The following is a 20,848-nucleotide window of genomic DNA, read 5'->3' as shown; positions in this document are numbered from 1 at the left end:
CAACCTTCTATATAAGTTGAACTAATGAAAAGTAACTTGGCAAAAGGGTGAAATGTTCTGGCAGAAGCGAAGCGTTCGCCTTTGTGACCGGGTTTCTACTTCATTTGAATTTAACAAATCAAAGAAATCCGGTCACAACAGCGATCGAAAGAACATTTCACACGACAGCCATTATACGTATCCAATCTTCAGTTCAACTTATATACTTTATTGTTTAGGCAAGTGGCGGACAAGAGCGGCCCGAGGTCGTTATTCTTTTGTTACATTTTCAGCATGTCATCCAGCGAGGACGCGTCAAGCAGATGACCCACGTAGAAGGAACCGAATTCACCGAAGCGGGCGCTGACTTCGTCAAACCGCATTTCGTAAACGAGCTTCTTGAATTGCAGCGCATCATCCGAGAACAAGGTAACGCCCCATTCCCAGTCGTCCAGACCGACGGAGCCCGTAATGATCTGCTTCACTTTGCCTGCATAGCTGCGGCCGATCAGCCCGTGACTGCGCATCATCGCGCGGCGGTCTTCCATGGACAGCATGTACCAGTTGTCGCTTAGGTCGCGTTTTTTGTTCATCGGATAGAAGCAGATGTACTTGGACTGCGGCAGAATCGGCTGCAGGCGGGCCAGCACTTCAGGATTCGCCTTGGGGTCGCTGTCCGGAGACGAAGTATAATTGCTCAGTTCCACGACGCTGACATAAGAATAAGATTTAACGGTATATTCCGCAAAGGTTGTTTTATTAAAAGCCGTTTCCAGGGCGTTCAGTTCCTCCAGCGATTCCCGCAGGTGCATAAAGACAAAATCGGCTTTTTGACCCACAACGGAATATAAGGCCGTACTGCCTGTCTTGGATTGCTCCATTAAGCCCCATTCCTCAAGGAAGGTGTGCAGCTCTTCAAGAGCTCCGGCGCGCTCCTCGTCATCGGCTTCTTTCCAAGCCTTCCAGTCCATCGAACGAAAATCATGAAGCGCGTACCATCCTTCCAAGGTTAGTGCAGCTTCGTTCATTTATAATCACTCCTAGATTCCTAATTGGTATCATCAAGTTAAATTGCACATCTCTTATTGTATCGCAAGGTGAGTGAATGGGGCAAATCGGTTCACCATCTTTTTACAGAAAGTTCATTGCCTCGTGACAAATTTTCTAGTAAACTTACTACTAGCTTGAGTCGGTGTGACTTAATTCATAGTACGGGCTATTTTTGTTTGCGTATTTCGGAAGGGTGGGGAAGAGATGGGCTGGCTTATCGTATTGGTGCTGATAGTTTTGTTTTTTGTCATGATGTTCGGCATCGGGTTTATCCTCAATATGCTCATGAAAACAACCTGGTTTCCCGCGTACGTTTTTGTTCTTATACTCATTCCGATTGTCGTTTATTCGCTTTGGGATCACGATAAAAGCTTCGGAGCCTATTTGGCCTCCTTCCGGCTCGTCGATTATTTGACAGCCGTTGCCGGGCTGGTGGGCGCTATGTTGAGCGGCTGGACCATTGCGAAGCTTCGCAGCAGCGGCTACAGAATGTTTTAGAGGGATCCTCCCCGGTTTTTTATTAGGAAGAAATAAAGACGAAGATTGACCGGTTCACCGGGAGATCCTTCGTTTTTTTCTGTGTGGAGCGGCCGCGAAAATCGAAGATAATCGAAATGCCGGTTAAACCGAAGGAGAAAATCAGCGTTTTTTGTAAACTATCATCGATTCAGGACGAAGTCTTTTATGATAAAATAGAGAAAGTCTACATGTCCGTGAAGGGAAGGAGCTCCTGAAGCCATGCGTATTAACAACCTGCTGCATTATACCGAAAACCACCGTTACTGCGTGTACCGTGACTTTTGCCTCAGCCCCGTGGACGGCAGGATGCTTGGGCTGGTCTATCAGCCGATGGTCGGCGCGTTTGCCGTTGCCTTGTATCGCCTATTATCGGAGCAAGTTCCGCTGGAGCAAGTAGGGTATTCAGCGGTCGAGCAGCAGCGTAAGCTGTTTATGACTTTGGGCGTGGAGCCCAGCGAAAAGGGAAGAAAGCTGTTGATCGAGCTGGCCTCCAAGCTGGAAGCGGTGGGGTTGCTGCAAACCAGCCGTCTTTACGTGCCCGACAGCGATGATTATATGTACGAATACGAGCTGCAGGCGCCGCTTGCGCCGGCCGAGTTTTTCCGAACCCAGCATTTGACGCTGCTGCTCCGGGACAAAATCGGCAAATTTGCCGTGCTCTCGCTGCGGGAGCAATTGTTCAGCAAAGAACCGGAAGCGTGGGCCGGATCAACCTATAATAAGGAGAACATTTCGACTCCTTTTTACGATATTTTTGAACTCAACACCCATTCCATAGATTATGAGCTGGAGCAGGCTATTGCCGAAACGGCGATTGCCAGACAGCCCGGCGCGCGCGCCGCTGCGGAAGATGACGCGTTTAATTATTCGGATATCATCCTGAGATTTCCGCGGGAATCCCGGAATCGCGCCTACGTTGAGGCGCTCCGGTTCGATCCCGAGGGCATGGGGGTCGCAAATTACGTTGCTCGCAAATACGATTTGAATGTGCAGGATTTATGCCGTCTGCTCGACGAGGACGGTGTGTTTGATCCGAACGGCGGACTGCTGCTCGACGAGCTCCAGCACAAGGCGAATTTGCAATTTCGTCAGGGTAAGCGCCGGAAAGAGGAACGCGAAGTGGCGTACAACAAAGTCGTGTCGCTCCGCTCCGGAGAGACGGGAGCGGCGTCCCGTCCCGCTAGCCTTCAGGAAGAAGTAGCGGTGCAGATGGAATTTTACGTTGACGTGCCGAAACAGTTCTTAAGCAAATGCGACGTACATCAATACAACATGATGTTGCGGAACGAGCCGTATACGCGGCTGCTGAAGACGTTTTTCCCGGGGGCGGTCCCGGATAACCTGTTGGACATCTTCGAGAAAATCGATTTGAACTACAAACTGCCCGGCGAAGTCATCAACGTGCTGATTCACTACTTGATGGAGCTATTGATATCCGGCGGAGAACAGCGGATCAACCGTAATTTCGTCGACGCGATCGCGGCCAATATGCTGTTGAAGCAGATCAATACTTACGAAAAGGCGGTTCAATATATTAGAGATCAGGCGAGGGTGAAGCGGACGAGCCCTTCCGAAACGCCTCAGGCCGGCACCAGAGGCAGAGGGAAAAACTATTCCAGAAATGCAAACGCCAAGCCGCAAATTCCGATTGTCCAAAGTAATTCTCTGCAAGACCAAACCGTGTCGGAAGAGGAATACGCCGAGTTTTTGAAGATGGCCGAACGTATGAAAAACGGCCAAAACAAAGAAAATTAACGTTTTTAGCGGAGGATAACTTATATGGAATCGTTGGGAGAACTGCTGTCCCAGATCAGCAATCCGCAGTTTAAGGCCCGGTCCGAGCAAATTACTCGTGAATTGCTCAGTAATCCGGCGGTAAAGGATCTGCTGGCGCATCATCCGGAACTGGATCAAAATCAGCTTACGATGCATTTGGGCAAACTGTACCAATACGTTAAAGACAGCAGGAACTGTGCGGCGTGCCCGGGGCTGGACCGTTGCCCCAATGATTTTCCGGGGCATTACACCAAGCTGACGGTAGAGAACGTCACTTCGGGGCCTCAGTTATATGAAAGAAAGGTACCCTGCGAGAAGCAACTTGTATATCAACATGAAACCGAAGTCAAGAAACGGGTAAGCAGCTTCTACGTCGATGAACGGGCCTTAAGCGAAGGGTACGATGCCATGGAGATTTTGTCCAAGGATATCAAGCGTTCGCCGGCGGTAAACCGGATATTTGAATATATTGATGATGCCAGAGAGCATGGGCTGCCGAATAAAGGGTTGTATCTCGTCGGACATTTCGGGACGGGCAAAACGTTTTTGTCGTCCTACCTGCTGTATGAACTTGCGAAGTCCGGCCATACCGGAGTTATCGTATACATGCCGGAGTTCGTGGAAGAGGTCAAGTTTATGATGCAGGACAATCAGAAGCTGAAGGACATGCTCGAAACGATGAAGCAAGCCGACATTCTCATTTTTGACGATATCGGCGCCGAAAACCTGAATCCTTGGGTTCGGGACCACATTCTCGGCTCCATTTTAAATTACCGGATGAACCGGCGGCCTACTTTTTATACTTCGAATTACGATTTGGATGGTTTGGAGCGGCATTTAAGCTTCACAAGCAAAGACGGGGAAGAAGCTTACAAGGGCCAACGGCTGATGGACCGCATCGCTCCTTTTGTGGATGTGGTGCAGGTGAGCGGGATGAATCATCGGAAAAACGAGTTGAAGCGGTAATGAAAAAAAAGCCGGCCCTTCATTGAGAAGGTCCGGCTTTTGCGGCTTATGCGCGGCGGCTAGCTGCCGATAAACTTGATGATGACCATGCCGAAAAAAATAACGGCCATCAGCGTCAGCATGCCGAAAAATCCGTTCATCAAATCGAACAAGTCATTGCGCGGCTCTTCGTTAATATGCTGGCGCGGGTCGTTAGCTTGCGGATTTGCATCCATGTCGGCGGCCTCCTAGCTAAAATAATGTTCATTTTCGTGAAATTCATCATAGACAATTCGGTTTTAGGTTACTCTTAGTATAACCAGGGACGCTGAAATTTGTAAAGCAGGCTCGCTGCCGTGGATTCCCATTTGCTAAAAATTTGTGGTATAATTGTTTCGGCAGCTTTTTTCATAAGTTTTGCCGATTCATTATCATTCTAACAAAAGCTGTCTCGAGCTTGCGGATGCATGTTTCGGGCAGACACATAAGGAGGAATTTTCGTGGCCATCGTTAGTGTATCCGATCAGTCTTTCAATACCGAAATTGAAGGGCAAGGTCCGGTTCTTGTTGATTTCTGGGCTCCTTGGTGCGGCCCCTGCAAAATGATCGCCCCGATTTTGGAGGAACTGTCTTCCGATTTAGGCGATGCGATCAAAATTGCCAAGCTTAACGTTGATGATAATCCGGAAACGGCTTCCCGTTTCGGAGTTATGAGTATCCCTACACTGATCCTGTTCAAGGACGGCCAACCGGTTGACAAAATCGTCGGTTTGAACTCCAAGGATGCTTTGAAAAACCTGATTTCCAAACATCAATAAGGTTGGATAAGGCGGCAGCAGTATATGCCTAGGATCACGCCTCCGGGTTATCCGGGGGCGTTTTCTATGGAGTCCGCCTGAAGTCAGCAGTTCCATGCGTGAGGAGGTTTAGGAGCATGGATTCTTTTCTGAACGAAATTCAGGAGCAGGAGAAAGCGCTGGAGGCCATCAGGCACAAACTGGCGCTGCTGCCCGATTTGCCGGGTTGTTACCTGATGAAAAACAAGGACGGCATCATTATTTACGTCGGCAAGGCCAAGGTGCTTAAAAACCGGGTCCGTTCTTATTTTACGGGGAGCCACAACGGCAAAACGCAGCGGCTGGTCTCCGAAATCCGCGATTTTGAATATATCGTAACCGGCAGCAACATGGAAGCGCTCATTTTGGAGTGCAATCTGATCAAGCTGCATCATCCGCGCTTTAATGTGCTGCTAAAGGATGACAAGACATACCCTTATATCAAAATTACGAACGAGCCTCATCCGAGGCTGGAGGTTACGCGCCGGGTTCTTAAGGACAAGGCGAAATATTTCGGCCCTTATCCGAATGCGTATGCCGCTCAGCAGACCAAGAAGCTGCTTGACCGGATGTACCCGCTGCGCAAATGCAATGTGATGCCGAAGGAGGTCTGCCTGTATTATCACATGGGCCAATGCCTGGCTCCGTGCGTACAGGAGGTGCCGCAAGCCTCTTATGATCAGATGACACAGGAAATCACCTCTTTCCTAAGCGGCGGGCACGAGGAAATTAAAAAAGATCTGCAGCGAAAAATGCAGGAGGCCGCCGAGGACCTGTACTTTGAGCGCGCCAAGGAGCTGCGGGATCAGATCATCAACATCGACGCGCTGATGCAGAAGCAGAAGATCACGCTGGCCGACGCCAAGAATCGCGATGTCTTCGGGTTTGCGGTGGATAAAGGCTGGATGTGCGTGCAGATATTGTATATGCGCCAGGGCAAAATGATTGAACGCCACGCCTCGTCGTTTCCGTTCTACGGGGAGGCATACGGAGATTTTCTGTCATTCGTGGCCCAATATTACAGCGATAATCCGGCGCTGCCGCAGGAAATTCTTCTCCCGGCAATGGAGGCGGCGGACGAGGTTTCGGCGGCCCTGCCGGAGCAGCCGGTTTCGGATGAGGCCGGCGAGCAAGTCCAGCCGTCTTCCGGCAAAGCGGCCGAGGCCGAGGCAAGCCCTTCGGCCGCTCCCGAAGGCGAGCTGCTGGGGCCGGATTCCGGCGCGGACGCGCTGCAGCAGTGGCTCGGCGTGAAGGTGTTGGTGCCGCAGCGTGGACTGAAGCGGCAGATGATAACGATGGCCGTCGACAACGCGCGCGTGTCGCTGGACGAGAAATTCCGCCTCATCGAACGCGATGAGGAACGGACATCGAAGGCCGCGGAGAACCTCGGCCGATCAATCGGACTTACGTCGGTGTCGCGCATCGAAGCGTTCGACAACTCCAATATCCAGGGGACGAACCCCGTTTCGGCGATGGTGGTATTCATCGACGGCAAGCCGGCCAAGAAGGAATACCGCAAATATAAAGTCCGGACCGTACAGGGCCCGGACGATTACGAAACGATGCGCGAGGTGATCCGCCGCAGATACGAACGGGTGCTGAAGGAGAATTTGCCGATGCCGGATCTGATCGTTGTGGACGGCGGCAAGGGGCAAATTTCTGCGGCGACCGAAATTCTCGAGAACGAGCTGGGGCTGTACATTCCCGTCTGCGGCCTTGTTAAGGACGCGAAACATAAGACGGCTCAGTTGATGGCTTATGATCCGCCGGAGCCGATTCACCTGCCGCGCGACAGCCAGGAATTTTACCTGCTGCAGCGCATTCAGGACGAAGTGCACCGCTTCGCCATCTCGTTCCACCGCGAACAGCGCGGCAAATCAATGGTGACCTCGCGGCTCGACGCGATCCCCGGAATCGGGGAAAAACGCCGTAAAGCGCTGCTCAAGCATTTTGGCTCGCTGAAAAAAATTAAAGAGGCCTCCGTCGAAGACTTCCGGCCTCTTTCCATTGGTGATAAACTGGCGAATGAAATTATAAATGCCCTTCGGGATGAGGAGTCGTAAACAACGGCTCCTCTTTTTTGTCGAACGGCAGCGGCTTTCGTTCTTTCCCCGGCGGATTAAACCGGTAGACGACGTAAGCGACGATGGCGGGAAGAACGATATAAAACACGCCTGCCGTGAAATTCAGGGCGCCGCCCATGAAAATGATGCTTAAAGACATCAGAATCGTATCGAAAATCGTATGCGAGAACATGACCGTCACGAAGCCGTACCGCAAAAAGATGAAGCTGAACAGCAGACCGATGAACAGCAGCTCGATCGGACGGGAAGTGACAGGGTAAATCGGATACAGCGTATGGCCGAACGCCCAGATCATCGTTGTGATCACGCTGGCGACAAATGTGCTGCGGAATATTTTCTTCAACATCGGGATGCCGAACAGCCGGTATACGGCTTCTTCCCCAATCCCGGCTACCCAAGCAAGCAGAGGCATGAAAATTGGGTAAATCATATTGTATGGGGACTGTGTGGCGTCGGTCGTCGACCAGGTGTGAAGCGTTCGTTCCAGTACAAAAAAGATGACGGACTGTGCGCCCAGCAATATCAGGGCCCAGGCATAGGCGTCGGACACCGCGCCCAAAACATGCCGTCCATATCCGGACTCCTTGGCGCGCGGCCACAGGGCGATTCCTTGTTTGCGCCACAATCCGTCTCCCCCAACCAAGGAGAAATAAACGGAGGCGGCAAGGATCAGGGTAACTAATCCCTGGATAATGAATCCGATAAGCAGCACGGCGGAAGACATGCTCTCTTTTTGGAAAACGGGCAGCATGTTGATCGTACTGGCGGTCGAAAGAACAAAGTAGACGGAAGCCAGGAAAATCCCTCTTTTAAAAGACGTGTGCACCCGTGTCAATCCGCTGTAGACGATGGCCAAAATGCCCAGAACAAACGTGAACAGGGCATAACCGCCAAACGTCAGCCAGTTGGCAATCGTGGTCTGATGAGCCACGTAATCGGTATGTGATTTCGGAACGCTGAAGGAAGCTTCCATCGAAGAAACCTGGCCGTATTCGAAGCTGAATTTGATTTGGGCTTTGGATTGCCCGACCTTGAAATCCGGGATTTGGTACAACAAGCCGACTTCGCTCTCATTGGCTGCTGGTTGAATCCCGCTTTTGTTAAACCCGAAATACGTCAAGTAAGGCTGGGCTAATTTTTCTTTCTGCTCCAGCGTCAAATCGCCTTCCCAGGAGCGCAGGCTGTCGACGGTTTCCGAACCATTGCTTAGCATATCCTGCTTATTTTTATTGCTGGCGGTCGTGATTTCTTCGAAGCTGACCACTTTTCCGGTCGTCATGTGGACGTCTACGGTTAATGCGGACAACACTTCATTCGGGTTATTGAAACGAACGCGAAAGACGTCATAAGGAAAGTTCTTGTCATAGGATTTCAGAAACGGGCCGAGCAGATCTTCTTTGGCCAAATAACCGTATAAATCCGATTGCGTTTCATATGTAACGAGAGCAGGCTTAAGTTCTCCTTCCAATTGAAGCTGGGATGCGGCGAAATCTTCGGCAGCGCTTGCTGCCTGCTGTTTGGAAATCGTTTTCTCCTGCTGCTCCATTTGCAGCGTTTCCGACGCGTCGGTCGGGAGAACCTGAACAAGGATAAAAACGATAAATCCGAGCGCGGCCATCAGCCAAAGCGTTTTGGGCTTGATTTTCCTCCCAGAGGTTTGCGATATCAAGTTCATGGTTAAGCTCCTTTAAAATTTTTGTAAAAGGGATTATTTTACTGCAATCGCGTCACAGTAAAGATATCATAGGGCGTACCCCGCGCGCCAGAGACGGTGATGAAAATATAAATGAAAACCTCCAATAATCGAAGATAAGTTCCCCAATGTGTTAGATTTAGCGAGATCATAAGCTATGAGTTCTTGGTTTTCACGATTTTCAAGGCTATTTCATCGAAAAGAGCCATTGTGATAGGTTGGATTATGGATTATAATCCATTTGATAAAAATGAAATGTAACTCGATGAAAATAAAATACGGCCGAATTTCATTTGAAAACGGGGGAACCGAATTTTCCGGGGTGAATTTCGCTTGGAGCCGGCAGGAATGCCGGGTAAGAGAGCGAATAGGGCAACTGTGCATGTCCGAATCCGTCAGCTAACCTCGTAGGCCTTTGCAACAGGAGCCAAACCCGAAAGGCATTGGATTTCCAGTGCTTTTTTCTTTTGTTTTTCCTAATTAAGCGATGAGGTGAATAGGTTGCTATCCAAATGGTTCAAGTTTTCTCCGCCCCAGATTCTTGTGCTGGGTTTTGCCCTGATTATTCTTCTGGGCGCGCTGCTGCTGATGCTGCCGATCTCAAGTACACGGGGAGAGACGACGCCTTTTATCGATGCTTTGTTTACGGCAACCTCGGCAACCTGCGTAACCGGTCTGGTCGTTCGGGACACGGGAACGTATTTTTCCACATTCGGGCAAGTCGTGATCATGCTGCTGATTCAGGTCGGCGGGTTGGGATTCATGACCATGGCAACGTTATTTTCTCTCGTATTTAAGCGGAAAATATCGCTGAAGGACCGTCTGCTGCTGCAGGAGGCGATGAACCAGAATTCGATGGAGGGCATCGTTCGGCTGATCCGCAAGGTGTTGATGTATTCGCTCGTCATCGAGGCTTGTGCGGCCGTGACTTTCGCGCTGCGCTGGGCTTTTGACATGCCGTTTGGCCGGGCGGTCTATTTCGGAGTCTTTCACGCCGTCTCGATGTTTAACAATGCCGGATTTGACCTGTTTGGCGAATACCGCAGCCTGACGCAATATGTCGGCGACCCGGTCACGAATTTTGTAGCCATGTTTTTGATCGTCTCCGGGGGGATCGGGTTCATCGTCTTGTCCGATCTCATTGAATTTCGGCGCCACCGCAGGCTGTCATTGCATTCCAAAGTCGTGTTGTCCATGACGTCCGCACTGATAGTTGTCGGGGCGCTCGTTATTTTTATATTCGAATTCACGAATTCCAGAACACTGGAGCCGTTAAACTGGAGCGCGAAGATCTGGAGCTCGTTCTTCCAATCGGTAACGCCCAGAACGGCGGGAGCCAACACACTGGACATCGGCGCTTTGCGTCAGGCCACCCAGTTTTTTATGATCATCCTGATGTTTATCGGGGCGTCGCCGGGCTCCACCGGGGGCGGGATCAAAACGACGACGTTTACGATTCTGGTCGGCGCGGTGATTTCCATGATCCGCGGGCGCTCGGACTTGGTGTTGTTCCGTTATCGTCTGGCCCAGGAACGGATTTTCAAAGCGGTTACGCTGGCGATGTTGGCCTTGTTTCTGGTTATTGCCGTGGCCATGATCTTGTCGACGACGGAGGATGCCAGCTTCCTCAGCATTCTGTTTGAGACAACGTCCGCCTTCGGTACGGTTGGTTTGACCATGGGATTGACCGGCAAGCTGACTTTAATCGGCAAAATCATCATCAGCTTCACCATGTTCGCCGGACGGCTGGGACCTCTTACGCTGGCATACGCGCTCGGTCCGAAAAAAGGTAAAGAATTATATCGCCATCCGGAAGGCAAAATGATCATAGGATAAGGGGATTAATCTACAATGAAAACACAGCAGTTTGTGGTGATCGGGCTGGGACGCTTTGGATCAAGTCTGGCTCTGGAGCTGATGGATCTTGGTTACGAGGTGCTCGGCATTGACCGGAATGAGGAAATCGTGGAGGCTTTGGGCGATCAACTCACCCATGCGGTCGTGGCTGACCCCACCGATGAAGAGGTGTTGAAATCGCTGGGCGTGCGCAATTTTGACTGCGGCATCGTGGCGATCGGCAGCGACATTCAGCTAAATATTCTGTCGGCCATTTTGCTGAAGGAGCTTGGTATGAAAACCGTCGTCGCCAAGGCGATCTCCGTTCTGCACGGGCGGGCGCTGGAGAAGCTGGGCGTGGATCGAGTCATTTACCCGGAGAGGGACATGGGGATTCGCGTGGCCCATCAGCTCGTAACGCCAAACCTGCTGGATTACATCGAATTGTCCAAGGAATACAGCATCGTAGAGATGAATGTTCCTGAATGCCTAAACGGCAAAATCGTCGGCGATCTCAATCCGAGAGCCCGTTTCGGGTGCAGCATTGTGGCAATCCATCGCGAAAGCGGGATTATCGTAGCTCCGACCGCCATGGACCAGCTTAGCCAAGGCGATATTATGGTTATCATCGGCTCCAAGAAAAATATCGAGCAATTTGAAACGGTAATTAATCAATAAAAGGCCATACATGTGGCTTCGACAGTTGGAGTGTGACTCATGTGGAATCGGCTGTGACCGAATCGATACATCATTTTCTTATTTTAGTGCTGTTCGTCTTAAGTGTCGGCATGCTTGCCGGAAGGCTCGCCGCTTGGCTGAGACTGCCGGACGTTGCCGTGTTTATCGCCGTCGGGATGCTGTTGGGTCCCGGCCTTCGCCTGCTCCATGAATCCAGCGGATCGGTGGTTAATCAGCTGATCCTTACGGTGGGCTCGGCGCTAATTTTGTTTGACGGCGGGAGGAACTTGAAGCTCAGCGGGCTGCGCAAGGTCTGGATCACGTTGTCGATGCTCAGCGTGCCGGGGGTCTTGATCACAACGGCCGTTGTGGGGACGGGAATTCATTATCTCTTTAACGTGGATTGGATTTTCGCCTTTTTGGCGGCGGCGGTGATTGCATCGACCGATCCGGCCTCGATCATTCCGGTATTTAAACAGGTGAAGATCAAAGAGCGGGTTCGGGAAACGGTAGAAAGCGAATCGGCGTTCAACGACGCGACGGGTTCCATTTTGACGTTTTCGCTCCTTGCTGTCGTATCCGGCGGCGGGACTTTGAACTTCGGCGACATGTCGTCGGATTTCTTGGTTACGGCTTTTGGGGGCATTTTAACGGGGATTGTCATTTCGGGTCTGCTCACCTTTTTAGCCGGACATGCCCGCCACGGATTTTTAAAAGAGTATTCGACCATCGTCATGATCGTGTGCGCGCTGGCATCGTATCTTATCGGGGATTTGCTGCATGTCAGCGGCTTTATGGCCACCTTTGTGGCCGGGATCATTTGGGGTAACGCGGATACGTTCGGCTTGTCGCTCGAGCATAAGGAAATCGAGATCGGATCCTTTGCGGAGAACACAACGGTCATGATGCGGATGCTGATTTTCGTTCTGCTGGGCAGTCAGGTGAATTTTTCGACGCTGGGCCATTACTTCTGGCCAAGCCTGGCGGCAATCCTGCTGTTGATGTTCGTGGCGCGTCCTTTGACCGTGCTGCTATGCGCTCTGCCGGATCGCAAGGTCAAGTGGTCCTGGCGGGAGATGCTGTTTATGTCCTGGGTTCGGGAAACCGGCGTTATTCCGGCGGCGTTGTCGGGCATGATCGCCGGGATGGGCATCGCGCATGCCGAGGTGATTTCGGCCGTGACGTTTATGGCCATCGTGCTCACCATTATCGTCCAGGCGAGCACCACCGGCTGGGCTGCCCGAAAGCTGGGACTCGAGGTGAAGGAAGCTGCAGAGAAGCCTTAACGGCTGGCGCTGCAGCTTCTTTTTTTATCCTTCTCATGCCCTTCACAAAGCCATTTCCTTGAGAAGATTATCCTTGATGTCGGTGATCCATTCCTTCGTTTCGCTGCTCAGCCCCGATTTATCGCCATAAACCAGGCAAGTTTCTCTCCGGGTCTGCTCCAGTTCTTTCATCGCTACGGAGACCAGTCCGTTGTCCCGCAGCAATTGCGACCGCAAATAGGATTTAGGCAGCAGTGCGGCCGCTTTGCAGGTGGGAAGCAGTCTGACGATCGCCTCGAAAGAATCGATCTCCATTCGGATATCGGGGATGATGCCGTATCGGCCGAACAGATCATCGATCAGCTTTCTGTACCAGGTCCCCTTGGAAAAAATGATCATCGAGCGCCCGTTCAGATCCTCCATTTCCGCGCTCGCCGCAACCGTCAGTTCGTGTCCCTTGGGAACGACCAGCTCCAAATGGTCCTGAAACAGCGAAATGCATTTTAGTCCCGATTCGTTGATTGAGGAGGCGATGACGCCGATATCTATCTTTTTGTCGCGAACATAAGAGACGATTTCGTGGGTTTTCCCCGTAACGAGCTTTAGCTCGATATCGGGGAATTTTTGCATGAGCGCGGTGACGAGGGGCGGCAGCGTAGTCTGTATCGTGGTCAAGCTGGCGCCGACGGTTAAAATTTTGCGCTCCGCCGCCTTGAGCCGGGTAACCGATTGCAGAAAGTTTTGATGCCGCTGCCGTTGATCAAGCGCGTAGTTGTATGCTTCCTGACCGACGCGGGTCAGCTCAAGCCGTTTGCCTTTGCGGTTAAAAAGAATTACCCCCCACTCCTCCTCCAATTTGGCGATTTTCCGCGAGAGAGCCGGCTGAGACAAATTAAGCAGCTTGGACGCTTTGTTCAAACTGGATTGTTCAACGACGGTAGTGAATACAAGCAGTTCTTCTAACATGCAAGGTTCCTCCATAGGATGAATAGGAATGTGAAGCTCCTGTTTTGCGCGTTTTCCTTATGCGAAATTGTTATAACTATTAATAAATATATAGCAATTCCATTATAAGTTGAAAAGGAGTAACATAAAAAGTGACACAAGATGTTCACATGTTACTTTTGTAACAAAGTGTTTCGGCCGCAATGCTGTGGATTTTGTCATATACTTTCTGGCGGCCTATCATTATTAAATTTGCCAATGACGAAAGACAGATGGAAACGGGAAAGGGGTACGTGCACTTATGAAAGGGTTTTATTCCAGAAAACTGCATTCGCTTCTGGGTGTGATTCCGCTAGGTTTTTTCTTTCTGGAACACATGATTACCAATTTTTCGGCCGTGGAAGGCGGGAGTCAGGGGTTCAAGGATAGCGTGGCTTTTCTGAACGGCCTGCCGCTCGTCCTGGTGCTGGAGATTGTCGGCATTTGGCTGCCGCTGTTATATCATGGCGTTTACGGTCTTTATATCGCTTTTCAGGCGAAGCCGAATAACGGCCGCTTTCGGACCGAACGGAACATGAGGTATCTGTTGCAGCGCATTACCGGCGTTATCGCTCTGGTCTTCGTGATCTGGCACCTGGTCGAGACGCGATTGCAGGTTGCGCTTGGTAATGTGACTCATGAAGAGCTCGGCGGCGTCATGCACGACATTGTGATGAATCCGGTATTTTTCACGCTCTATTTAATCGGGGTCATTGCGGCGGCGTTCCACTTCTCCAACGGATTATGGTCGTTTATGGTGAGCTGGGGAATCACGGTGGGACCGCGGGCACAGCGGGTTTCCTCTTACGTCTGCATGAGCCTGTTCGCGGTAGTGGCGGTGATGTTCGTCGTATCGCTGGTGGCGTTCCGCGGCGCGGAATTCCAGGCGGATGGCGCGGTTTTGCTGCAAACGGCGAAGGCTTTGATAGGGTAAGCGGTTGCCAGTTTGAGAGTTCGGCTGTGGCGGTACCGTAATGCCTGACTGAAATGACCGAAGGTTGAAGAAGAAGGACAAAGGCGGACAAAGGTTGAAGAAGACGGGCAAAGGCAGATAAAGGCGGATAAAGGCTGATGAATAAATAGGCATGGCTTATAGCGGGGCGTATTGTAAAAAGTTGGAACATAGCCCAGCCATAATGGAACGTTACGCAAGAGTTCTGACTTTAATTTCACTCGACCCTGAGCTGAATAACTGCAGATCTGCAGTTATTTAGGGCGATTTTATGCGTGAACGCATCAAAAACTGCAAATCTGCAGTTATTCTCTGCGATTTTAGAGAGAAACGGGCCTAATGATCGGAAAAACCTGCAGTTTTGCAGTTATTTCCGGGAGTTTTGATCTGCAAGGGCAAATAACTGTACTTTTGCAGGTTTTCCCGACTGAGCAATGTGCACAAAACGAGCTGGGAGAGTAGTAAAGCAAGTTTTGCGCGCAGCAAATCATGAACGTATCCCTCACGAAACGAAGCGGAGGATTACGAAGCAAGTTTTGTACGAAGCAAATCACGGACGTATCGCTCACAAAACTTTTAGGAGTTGAAATAGAGATGGCAAAACAAAGCTTAATTGTCGTCGGCGGGGGGCTCGCCGGACTGATGGCTACGATCAAGGCGGCGGAGGCGGGAGTTTCGGTGCAGCTGTTTTCGCTGGTTCCGGTGAAACGCTCGCACTCCGTATGCGCGCAGGGCGGCATCAACGGAGCCGTGAATACTAAAGGGGAGGGCGACTCCCCGTGGGAGCATTTTGACGACACCGTTTACGGCGGAGATTTTCTGGCCAACCAGCCTCCGGTCAAAGCCATGTGCGAAGCGGCGCCCGGCATTATCCATCTGATGGACCGGATGGGCGTCATGTTCAACCGCACGCCGGAGGGACTGCTCGATTTTCGCCGGTTCGGGGGCACGAAGCACCACCGGACCGCCTTTGCGGGAGCGACGACCGGACAGCAGCTGCTGTACGCGCTTGACGAGCAGGTACGCCGGCATGAAGCGGCAGGGCTGGTGACGAAATACGAAAACTGGGAGTTCCTATCCGTCGTACTGGACGATGAAGGAGCCTGCCGCGGCATCTGCGCTCAAAACCTGCGCTCCATGGAGATCGTGACTTTTCCGGCGGATGCGGTGATTTTGGCGACCGGGGGTCCGGGCATTATTTTCGGCAAAACGACGAACTCGGTCATCAACACGGGAACCGCGGCCAGCGCGGTGTACCAGCAAGGTGTGAAATACGCCAACGGCGAGTTCATCCAAATTCATCCGACGGCGATTCCCGGAGACGATAAGCTGCGGCTAATGTCGGAGTCGGCCCGCGGGGAAGGCGGACGGATCTGGACATATAAAGACGGCAAACCGTGGTATTTCCTAGAGGAGAAATATCCGGCTTACGGGAACCTGGTCCCGCGGGATATCGCTACGCGCGAGATTTTCCACGTCTGCGTCGACATGAAGCTTGGCGTTAACGGCGAGAACATGGTTTATCTCGATTTGTCCCATAAAGACCCGAAAGAATTGGACGTGAAGCTCGGCGGCATCATTGAAATTTATGAAAAGTTCATGGGCGACGACCCGCGCAAAATTCCGATGAAAATTTTCCCTGCGGTTCATTACTCGATGGGCGGAATGTGGGTGGATTTTAATCAAATGACGAATATCGCCGGCCTTTTTGCGGCCGGCGAATGCGAATACCAGTACCACGGGGCCAATCGGCTGGGGGCTAATTCGCTGGTCTCCGCCATTTACGGCGGGATGGTCAGCGGCCCGAAAGCGGTCGAGTACATCCGCGGCCTGAAAAAATCGGCGGAGGATGTCAGCCCGTCCGTATTTGAAAGCCATCGCAAAGCGCAGGAAAGCAAGTACGAAGGCTTGCTGGCCATGGATGGGACGGAAAACGCCTACGTGATTCACAAAGAGCTGGGCGAATGGATGACGGCCAACATGACGGTCGTGCGCTATAACGACAAGCTGGAAGCGACCATCGGCAAAATCAAGGAACTGAAGCAGCGATACCGCAAAATCAACATCAACGACGCGTCCCGCTGGAACAATGCCGGTGCGGCTTTTACGCGTCAGCTGTGGAACATGCTGGAACTCGCCGAGGCGATGACGCTGGGCGCGCTCCTGCGGAACGAAAGCCGGGGAGCGCATTACAAACCGGATTTTCCGAACCGGAACGACGAGGAATTTCTGAAGACGACGAAAGCGACATGGACACCGGACGGGCCGCGGATTTCGTATGACGAAGTGGACGTCTCCCTGATCCCGCCGCGGATTCGCGACTATTCGAAGGACAAATAGGAGGGGAAAAAACTATGGCTATGGCGGAAAGTGAAGTATCGGCCCCAAAAACGGCGGCCAAAAAAGTCAAATTCATTATTACGCGCCAGGATGATCCGAAGGCGGCGTCATATACCGAGGAATTCGAGCTTGATTATCGTCCCGGCATGAACGTGATCAGCGCGCTCATGGAAATTCAGCGGAATCCCGTGAATATGAAGGGAGAACATACCGCTCCCGTGTGCTGGGAATCCAACTGCCTGGAGGAGGTTTGCGGCGCTTGCTCCATGGTCATCAACGGCAAACCGCGTCAGGCGTGCGCGGCGCTCATCGACAATTTGGAGCAGCCGGTCCGCATCGAACCGATGAAGACCTTCCCGGTGGTGCGCGACCTTATCATTGACCGGAGCCGCATGTTTAACGCGCTCAAACGCGTGAAAGCATGGATTCCGATCGACGGCACTTATGATCTTGGCCCCGGTCCCCGCATGGCCGAAAAAAAACGCCAATGGGCTTATGAACTCTCGAAATGCATGACCTGTGGCGTCTGCCTCGAGGCCTGCCCGAACGTGAACGAAAAAACGAACTTTATCGGCCCGGCGGCCATCTCGCAAGTACGCTTGTTCAACGCGCATCCGACCGGCGAAATGAATGCCGAAGAACGGCTCGAAGCGCTGATGGAAGACGGTGGCATCGACGGCTGCGGCAATTCGCAAAACTGCGTTCGCGCTTGCCCGAAGGGCATTCCGCTGACCACGTCGATCGCCGAAATGAACAAAGCGACAACCAAGCACATGTTTAAGCGCTGGCTTGGGGTTTGACGCGGTACGGAATATAATGTTTGCGAAAAACCGGATGATCCATGTCCGGTTTTTTTATTATGGCTTCAGCCAGTTGAGCACGCAAAGCGAGGGAAACAGAAAACGACCGGTTATGCGGTTGGTATAATCGAGGCATATAGAAAACCACCTTATGCACTCGTTATGATAGGAGTGTTTAAGGCTGCTATGCATAACGAAAGGAAAAGGGGGATGGTCACAGTACCTCGTCAACTCAAATTAGACTCTTAATGCCACTTTTTAACGATGGAACCACACGAACTGGAAATCCTCCTGTTAATTGGCCCCTTATTGAATCTGGTCGAACATGAACTGGAAATCCTCCAGCTAAATCAGACGATTTAGACCGTAGACTACCTCGTTTGCCAAAATTAGTGGTAGCATTTCCAGTTAAACCGCCGCAAATCCTCATTTTGCTGAAATTAACGGGAGCTTTTCCCTTTATTAGATTGTAAATAAGCTACTTCGAGCTCCAAAGGGGCTTCTCCGGTTCATCGAACGCCCATAAAGTTGAGTTGGTATCGATGGCGTCTCGATTATGGGTTTCCAGTCCTTTGTCGATTGGAAGTTCCGAAAGAATTCTAGAGAATATCTAGCTACCGTCATTGTAATGGTGATATGCATATTTTTGACATTCGTCCTGCTCTAGTAAACGTTTGAAAGAGATAAGATGTCCTTGCGGCGTCTTTTTTTGCGTTTTAAGACAAGTATCGGAAGATTTTAAATCATCTCGCGGAAGAATTTGAACTATACAAAAAGGAGGTGAAAAAAATAACATGAAGATGCAAGGTTTTACTTTTTATTCCATATTTATCTTATATTAAGTTAAAAACCAAGCCATGGAGTTTGTTTTGAAGATTGTTGAATCATTAACTCCCGATTTGCTGATTTGGACGAAAAGACAGCTGAATTTATGAAAGCGTATATGCTATTGAGGTTTTTTACTCGAAATGGGCAAGGGACATGGGTAAAAGATTTTCTATTATGCAATCGCTTTCATTTTTTTATTTTTGGGAGCCTAATCGCCTTACACCAACTTTGCGGAAAGGGAGGTGGTGACTAAAAACGAACCGCAATTAGTAAAGCAAGACCGGAGTCTGTAGTTTCTGCGGGAAGAGGGGTGAAATGGCATGAGTCCGCCGGAAAAAGGAGCTATGACTGACGCTCGCTGTCCGTATGCTGGCCGGCCTGCTGGTTTTTTCATGATGGAGCGGCCCCAAAATCATTTGCAATATCGGGTCCAATCAACGAGAATCGCGATTATTCCTTTAATACATCCAAGAGTAGCCTGTATTGATTAAAAAAAGGACGCCGCATCAAAACGTTATTCAGATTTGGGAAATTGTAATGCAAACAATCTCAGTAAAGGAGTGATCTCATGTTTTCGAAGCTATTCAAACGAACGGTATCGATGGCGGGAGTTGCGGCCTTGGCGTTATCACTGCTGCAGCCCTTCGGGGTGCAAACGGGATATGCGGCCGAGGCACATGTCGACAATCCTTTTTTGGGCGCGACCATGTATTTGAATCCCGATTACTCGAATTTGATTGATACCTCTATCGCTCAGGTCAACGATTTAACGTTGAAGGAGAAGATGGAGACCGTCAAGTCATACCCGACGGCCGTATGGCTGGACCGGATCGCGGCAATTGCCGGAGGAGAAGCCAACGGAGGACGGAAAAGCCTAGAGCAAACGATGGACGAGATACTTGCCCAAAAGCAAGGGAATACGCCGATCGCCGCCACATTCGTCATTTACGATCTGCCGGGCCGGGATTGCCACGCTTTGGCGTCCAACGGGGAGCTGCCTTTGACTCAGGAAGGGCTGCAGACCTATAAATCAAGCTACATCGATCCGATCGCCCAGGTATTTTCCAATCCCAAATACGCAGGCATCCGGATCGTTGCCATCATCGAGCCCGATTCGCTGCCCAATCTGGTGACGAACCTGAGCGATTCGAGATGCGCCCAAGCGAATTCCACGAACATTTATCGTGATGCAACGCGGTATGCCCTTGAAAAGCTGCATGCCATTCCCAATGTCTATAACTACATGGACATCGGCCACTCCGGCTGGCTCGGCTGGGACAGCAACCGGCAGCCTGCGATCGATCTCTTTACGACGGTTGTTGCCGGAACTCCCGCCGGTCTTGCCAGTGTAGACGGTTTTATCAGCAATACGGCAAACACGACTCCGCTAGAGGAACCGTATTTGCCCGACCCGAATTTGACGATCAACGGGTCGCAATTGAAGTCGGCCAAGTATTATGAATGGAATCCTTATTTTGACGAAGCGGACTTCACGGCGGCGCTGTATTCCGGATTTGTCGCAAAGGGTTGGCCGTCCGGCATCGGTTTCCTCATCGACACTTCCCGCAACGGCTGGGGAGGTCCTGATCGGCCGACCGGCGCCAGCGGAACGACGGTTGACGTCTATGCAAATTCCGGACGCATCGACAAACGTCTCCATCGGGGGAACTGGTGCAACGCCAGCGGAGCAGGGATGGGACAGCCGCCTCAAGCCGCCCCGGCGGGGTATACGGCCTCTCATCTGGACGCATTCGTATGGGTGAAGCCGCCGGGAGAATCGGACGGCTCCAGTACCGCCATCCCGAACGATGAAGGCAAGGGCTTCGACAGAATGTGCGATCCGACATACGTCAGTTCCAGCGGCGTATTGACCGGCGCTCTTCCGGGCGCTCCGGTATCCGGCCACTGGTTCCATAACCAGTTTGTACAGCTTGTTCAAAACGCTTATCCGGTAATTCCGACGAACGGCGGAGGCAATCCTAATCCAACGGTACCGGCAGCACCGGCCGGTTTGACTGCGACGGCGGGGAACGCGCAGGTCACGCTGAGTTGGACGGCGTCTTCCGGCGCTACAAGCTATAACGTGAAACGGGCAGCGACCAGCGGCGGGCCTTACGCTACCGTGGCAGCGGGAGTGACCGCAACTGGCTATACGAATACGGGGTTAACGAACGGAACGGCTTATTATTACGTGGTGAGTGCGGTGAACAGTGCCGGAGAAAGCGCAAACTCGGCGCAGGTGACGGCAACTCCGCAGCAGCCAACGGGACCAACGGTACCGGC

17 protein-coding genes and 1 riboswitch are annotated in these 20,848 nt (G+C 51.5%); of the genes, 13 read left to right on the top strand and 4 right to left on the bottom strand.

Annotated features, from left to right (window positions below):
- Positions 1 to 260 precede the first annotated feature (260 nt).
- The gene (gene hemQ / locus ACI48K_RS11745) at positions 261 to 1,007 is read right to left on the bottom strand and encodes a hydrogen peroxide-dependent heme synthase (protein ID WP_475027794.1); all 747 of its coding nucleotides are present in this window, start codon (positions 1,005 to 1,007) and stop codon (positions 261 to 263) included.
- A 226-nt stretch (positions 1,008 to 1,233) separates the two neighbouring features.
- Here hemQ and ACI48K_RS11740 point away from each other — a divergent pair, with 226 nt between their 5' ends.
- From ACI48K_RS11740 to dnaI, 3 genes are all read left to right on the top strand, one after another.
- Positions 1,234 to 1,527 carry a YuiB family protein gene (locus ACI48K_RS11740; protein WP_475027793.1) on the top strand — a complete coding sequence of 98 codons (294 nt, stop codon included), beginning with the start codon at positions 1,234 to 1,236 and terminating at the stop codon, positions 1,525 to 1,527.
- A gap of 240 nt (positions 1,528 to 1,767) precedes the next feature.
- Positions 1,768 to 3,303, top strand: a complete 1,536-nt coding sequence (locus ACI48K_RS11735) for a replication initiation and membrane attachment family protein (protein WP_475027792.1) — start codon at positions 1,768 to 1,770, stop codon at positions 3,301 to 3,303.
- 24 nt (positions 3,304 to 3,327) lie between these two features.
- Positions 3,328 to 4,290, top strand: a complete 963-nt coding sequence (gene dnaI / locus ACI48K_RS11730) for a primosomal protein DnaI (RefSeq protein ID WP_475027791.1) — start codon at positions 3,328 to 3,330, stop codon at positions 4,288 to 4,290.
- Positions 4,291 to 4,349: 59 nt separating this feature from the next.
- On the opposite strand, the gene ACI48K_RS11725 is transcribed toward dnaI, so the two are convergent.
- On the bottom strand, positions 4,350 to 4,505 hold the full coding sequence (locus ACI48K_RS11725) for a YqzM family protein (protein ID WP_475027790.1): 156 nt from the start codon (positions 4,503 to 4,505) through the stop codon (positions 4,350 to 4,352).
- A gap of 264 nt (positions 4,506 to 4,769) precedes the next feature.
- Between ACI48K_RS11725 and trxA the strand changes: the two genes are divergently transcribed.
- Together trxA and uvrC are read left to right on the top strand one after the other, a co-directional pair.
- The gene (gene trxA, locus ACI48K_RS11720; protein ID WP_475027789.1) at positions 4,770 to 5,087 is read left to right on the top strand and encodes a thioredoxin; all 318 of its coding nucleotides are present in this window, start codon (positions 4,770 to 4,772) and stop codon (positions 5,085 to 5,087) included.
- A gap of 116 nt (positions 5,088 to 5,203) precedes the next feature.
- Positions 5,204 to 7,168 carry an excinuclease ABC subunit UvrC gene (uvrC, locus tag ACI48K_RS11715; RefSeq protein ID WP_475027788.1) on the top strand — a complete coding sequence of 655 codons (1,965 nt, stop codon included), beginning with the start codon at positions 5,204 to 5,206 and terminating at the stop codon, positions 7,166 to 7,168.
- On the opposite strand, the gene ACI48K_RS11710 is transcribed toward uvrC, so the two are convergent.
- Positions 7,137 to 8,864: a CPBP family intramembrane glutamic endopeptidase gene (locus ACI48K_RS11710; RefSeq protein ID WP_475027787.1), complete on the bottom strand. Its 1,728-nt coding sequence runs from the start codon at positions 8,862 to 8,864 to the stop codon at positions 7,137 to 7,139. The two genes, uvrC and ACI48K_RS11710, sit on opposite strands and share 32 nt — an antisense overlap.
- A gap of 288 nt (positions 8,865 to 9,152) precedes the next feature.
- A riboswitch (cyclic di-AMP (ydaO/yuaA leader) is annotated at positions 9,153 to 9,311 on the top strand.
- Between the two features lie 72 nt (positions 9,312 to 9,383).
- Here ACI48K_RS11710 and ACI48K_RS11705 point away from each other — a divergent pair.
- From ACI48K_RS11705 to ACI48K_RS11695, 3 genes are read left to right on the top strand one after another with little or no spacing between them, the layout of a single operon-like run.
- Positions 9,384 to 10,718, top strand: coding sequence for a TrkH family potassium uptake protein (locus tag ACI48K_RS11705; RefSeq protein ID WP_475027786.1), 1,335 nt, complete (start codon positions 9,384 to 9,386; stop codon positions 10,716 to 10,718).
- Positions 10,719 to 10,733: 15 nt separating this feature from the next.
- Positions 10,734 to 11,396, top strand: a complete 663-nt coding sequence (locus ACI48K_RS11700) for a potassium channel family protein (RefSeq protein ID WP_475027785.1) — start codon at positions 10,734 to 10,736, stop codon at positions 11,394 to 11,396.
- A 41-nt stretch (positions 11,397 to 11,437) separates the two neighbouring features.
- Complete coding sequence (locus ACI48K_RS11695) at positions 11,438 to 12,682, top strand: cation:proton antiporter (protein ID WP_475027784.1); 1,245 nt, start codon at positions 11,438 to 11,440, stop codon at positions 12,680 to 12,682.
- A gap of 42 nt (positions 12,683 to 12,724) precedes the next feature.
- On the opposite strand, the gene ACI48K_RS11690 is transcribed toward ACI48K_RS11695, so the two are convergent.
- Entirely contained in the window at positions 12,725 to 13,627 is a 903-nt protein-coding gene (locus ACI48K_RS11690) for a LysR family transcriptional regulator (RefSeq protein WP_475027783.1), read from the bottom strand.
- Positions 13,628 to 13,907: 280 nt separating this feature from the next.
- Here ACI48K_RS11690 and ACI48K_RS11685 point away from each other — a divergent pair, with 280 nt between their 5' ends.
- The 5 genes from ACI48K_RS11685 to ACI48K_RS11665 form a co-directional block, all read left to right on the top strand.
- Positions 13,908 to 14,579, top strand: coding sequence for a succinate dehydrogenase cytochrome b558 subunit (locus ACI48K_RS11685; RefSeq protein ID WP_475027782.1), 672 nt, complete (start codon positions 13,908 to 13,910; stop codon positions 14,577 to 14,579).
- A 612-nt stretch (positions 14,580 to 15,191) separates the two neighbouring features.
- Positions 15,192 to 16,937 (top strand): succinate dehydrogenase flavoprotein subunit, encoded by a 1,746-nt coding sequence (gene sdhA, locus ACI48K_RS11680; protein ID WP_475027781.1) that lies wholly within the window; start codon positions 15,192 to 15,194, stop codon positions 16,935 to 16,937.
- A 14-nt stretch (positions 16,938 to 16,951) separates the two neighbouring features.
- A complete protein-coding gene (gene sdhB / locus ACI48K_RS11675) occupies positions 16,952 to 17,737 on the top strand; it encodes a succinate dehydrogenase iron-sulfur subunit (protein ID WP_475027780.1) in 786 nt (261 codons plus the stop codon).
- Between the two features lie 556 nt (positions 17,738 to 18,293).
- Positions 18,294 to 18,404 (top strand): DUF4181 domain-containing protein, encoded by a 111-nt coding sequence (locus ACI48K_RS11670; RefSeq protein ID WP_475027779.1) that lies wholly within the window; start codon positions 18,294 to 18,296, stop codon positions 18,402 to 18,404.
- A 729-nt stretch (positions 18,405 to 19,133) separates the two neighbouring features.
- Positions 19,134 to 20,848: glycoside hydrolase family 6 protein (locus tag ACI48K_RS11665; protein WP_475027778.1), on the top strand; the 1,715-nt coding region annotated here is incomplete at its 3' end.

The organism is Paenibacillus terrisolis (assembly GCF_056171975.1).
The sequence above is the reverse complement of the archived record's forward strand: the minus strand, read 5'-3'. Positions and strand labels throughout refer to the sequence as shown.

Bases quoted from the DNA above. Each gene is read 5' to 3' on its own strand.
- ACI48K_RS11670 (WP_475027779.1), top strand. From the start codon at position 18,294: ATGGGTTTCCAGTCCTTTGTCGATTGGAAGTTCCGAAAGAATTCTAGA.
- hemQ (WP_475027794.1), bottom strand. From the start codon at position 1,007: ATGAACGAAGCTGCACTAACCTTGGAAGGATGGTACGCGCTTCATGAT.
- ACI48K_RS11740 (WP_475027793.1), top strand. From the start codon at position 1,234: ATGGGCTGGCTTATCGTATTGGTGCTGATAGTTTTGTTTTTTGTCATG.
- ACI48K_RS11710 (WP_475027787.1), bottom strand. From the start codon at position 8,864: ATGAACTTGATATCGCAAACCTCTGGGAGGAAAATCAAGCCCAAAACG.
- sdhA (WP_475027781.1), top strand. From the start codon at position 15,192: ATGGCAAAACAAAGCTTAATTGTCGTCGGCGGGGGGCTCGCCGGACTG.
- uvrC (WP_475027788.1), top strand. From the start codon at position 5,204: ATGGATTCTTTTCTGAACGAAATTCAGGAGCAGGAGAAAGCGCTGGAG.
- sdhB (WP_475027780.1), top strand. From the start codon at position 16,952: ATGGCTATGGCGGAAAGTGAAGTATCGGCCCCAAAAACGGCGGCCAAA.
- ACI48K_RS11700 (WP_475027785.1), top strand. From the start codon at position 10,734: ATGAAAACACAGCAGTTTGTGGTGATCGGGCTGGGACGCTTTGGATCA.
- dnaI (WP_475027791.1), top strand. From the start codon at position 3,328: ATGGAATCGTTGGGAGAACTGCTGTCCCAGATCAGCAATCCGCAGTTT.
- ACI48K_RS11690 (WP_475027783.1), bottom strand. From the start codon at position 13,627: ATGTTAGAAGAACTGCTTGTATTCACTACCGTCGTTGAACAATCCAGT.
- ACI48K_RS11725 (WP_475027790.1), bottom strand. From the start codon at position 4,505: ATGGATGCAAATCCGCAAGCTAACGACCCGCGCCAGCATATTAACGAA.
- ACI48K_RS11685 (WP_475027782.1), top strand. From the start codon at position 13,908: ATGAAAGGGTTTTATTCCAGAAAACTGCATTCGCTTCTGGGTGTGATT.
- ACI48K_RS11735 (WP_475027792.1), top strand. From the start codon at position 1,768: ATGCGTATTAACAACCTGCTGCATTATACCGAAAACCACCGTTACTGC.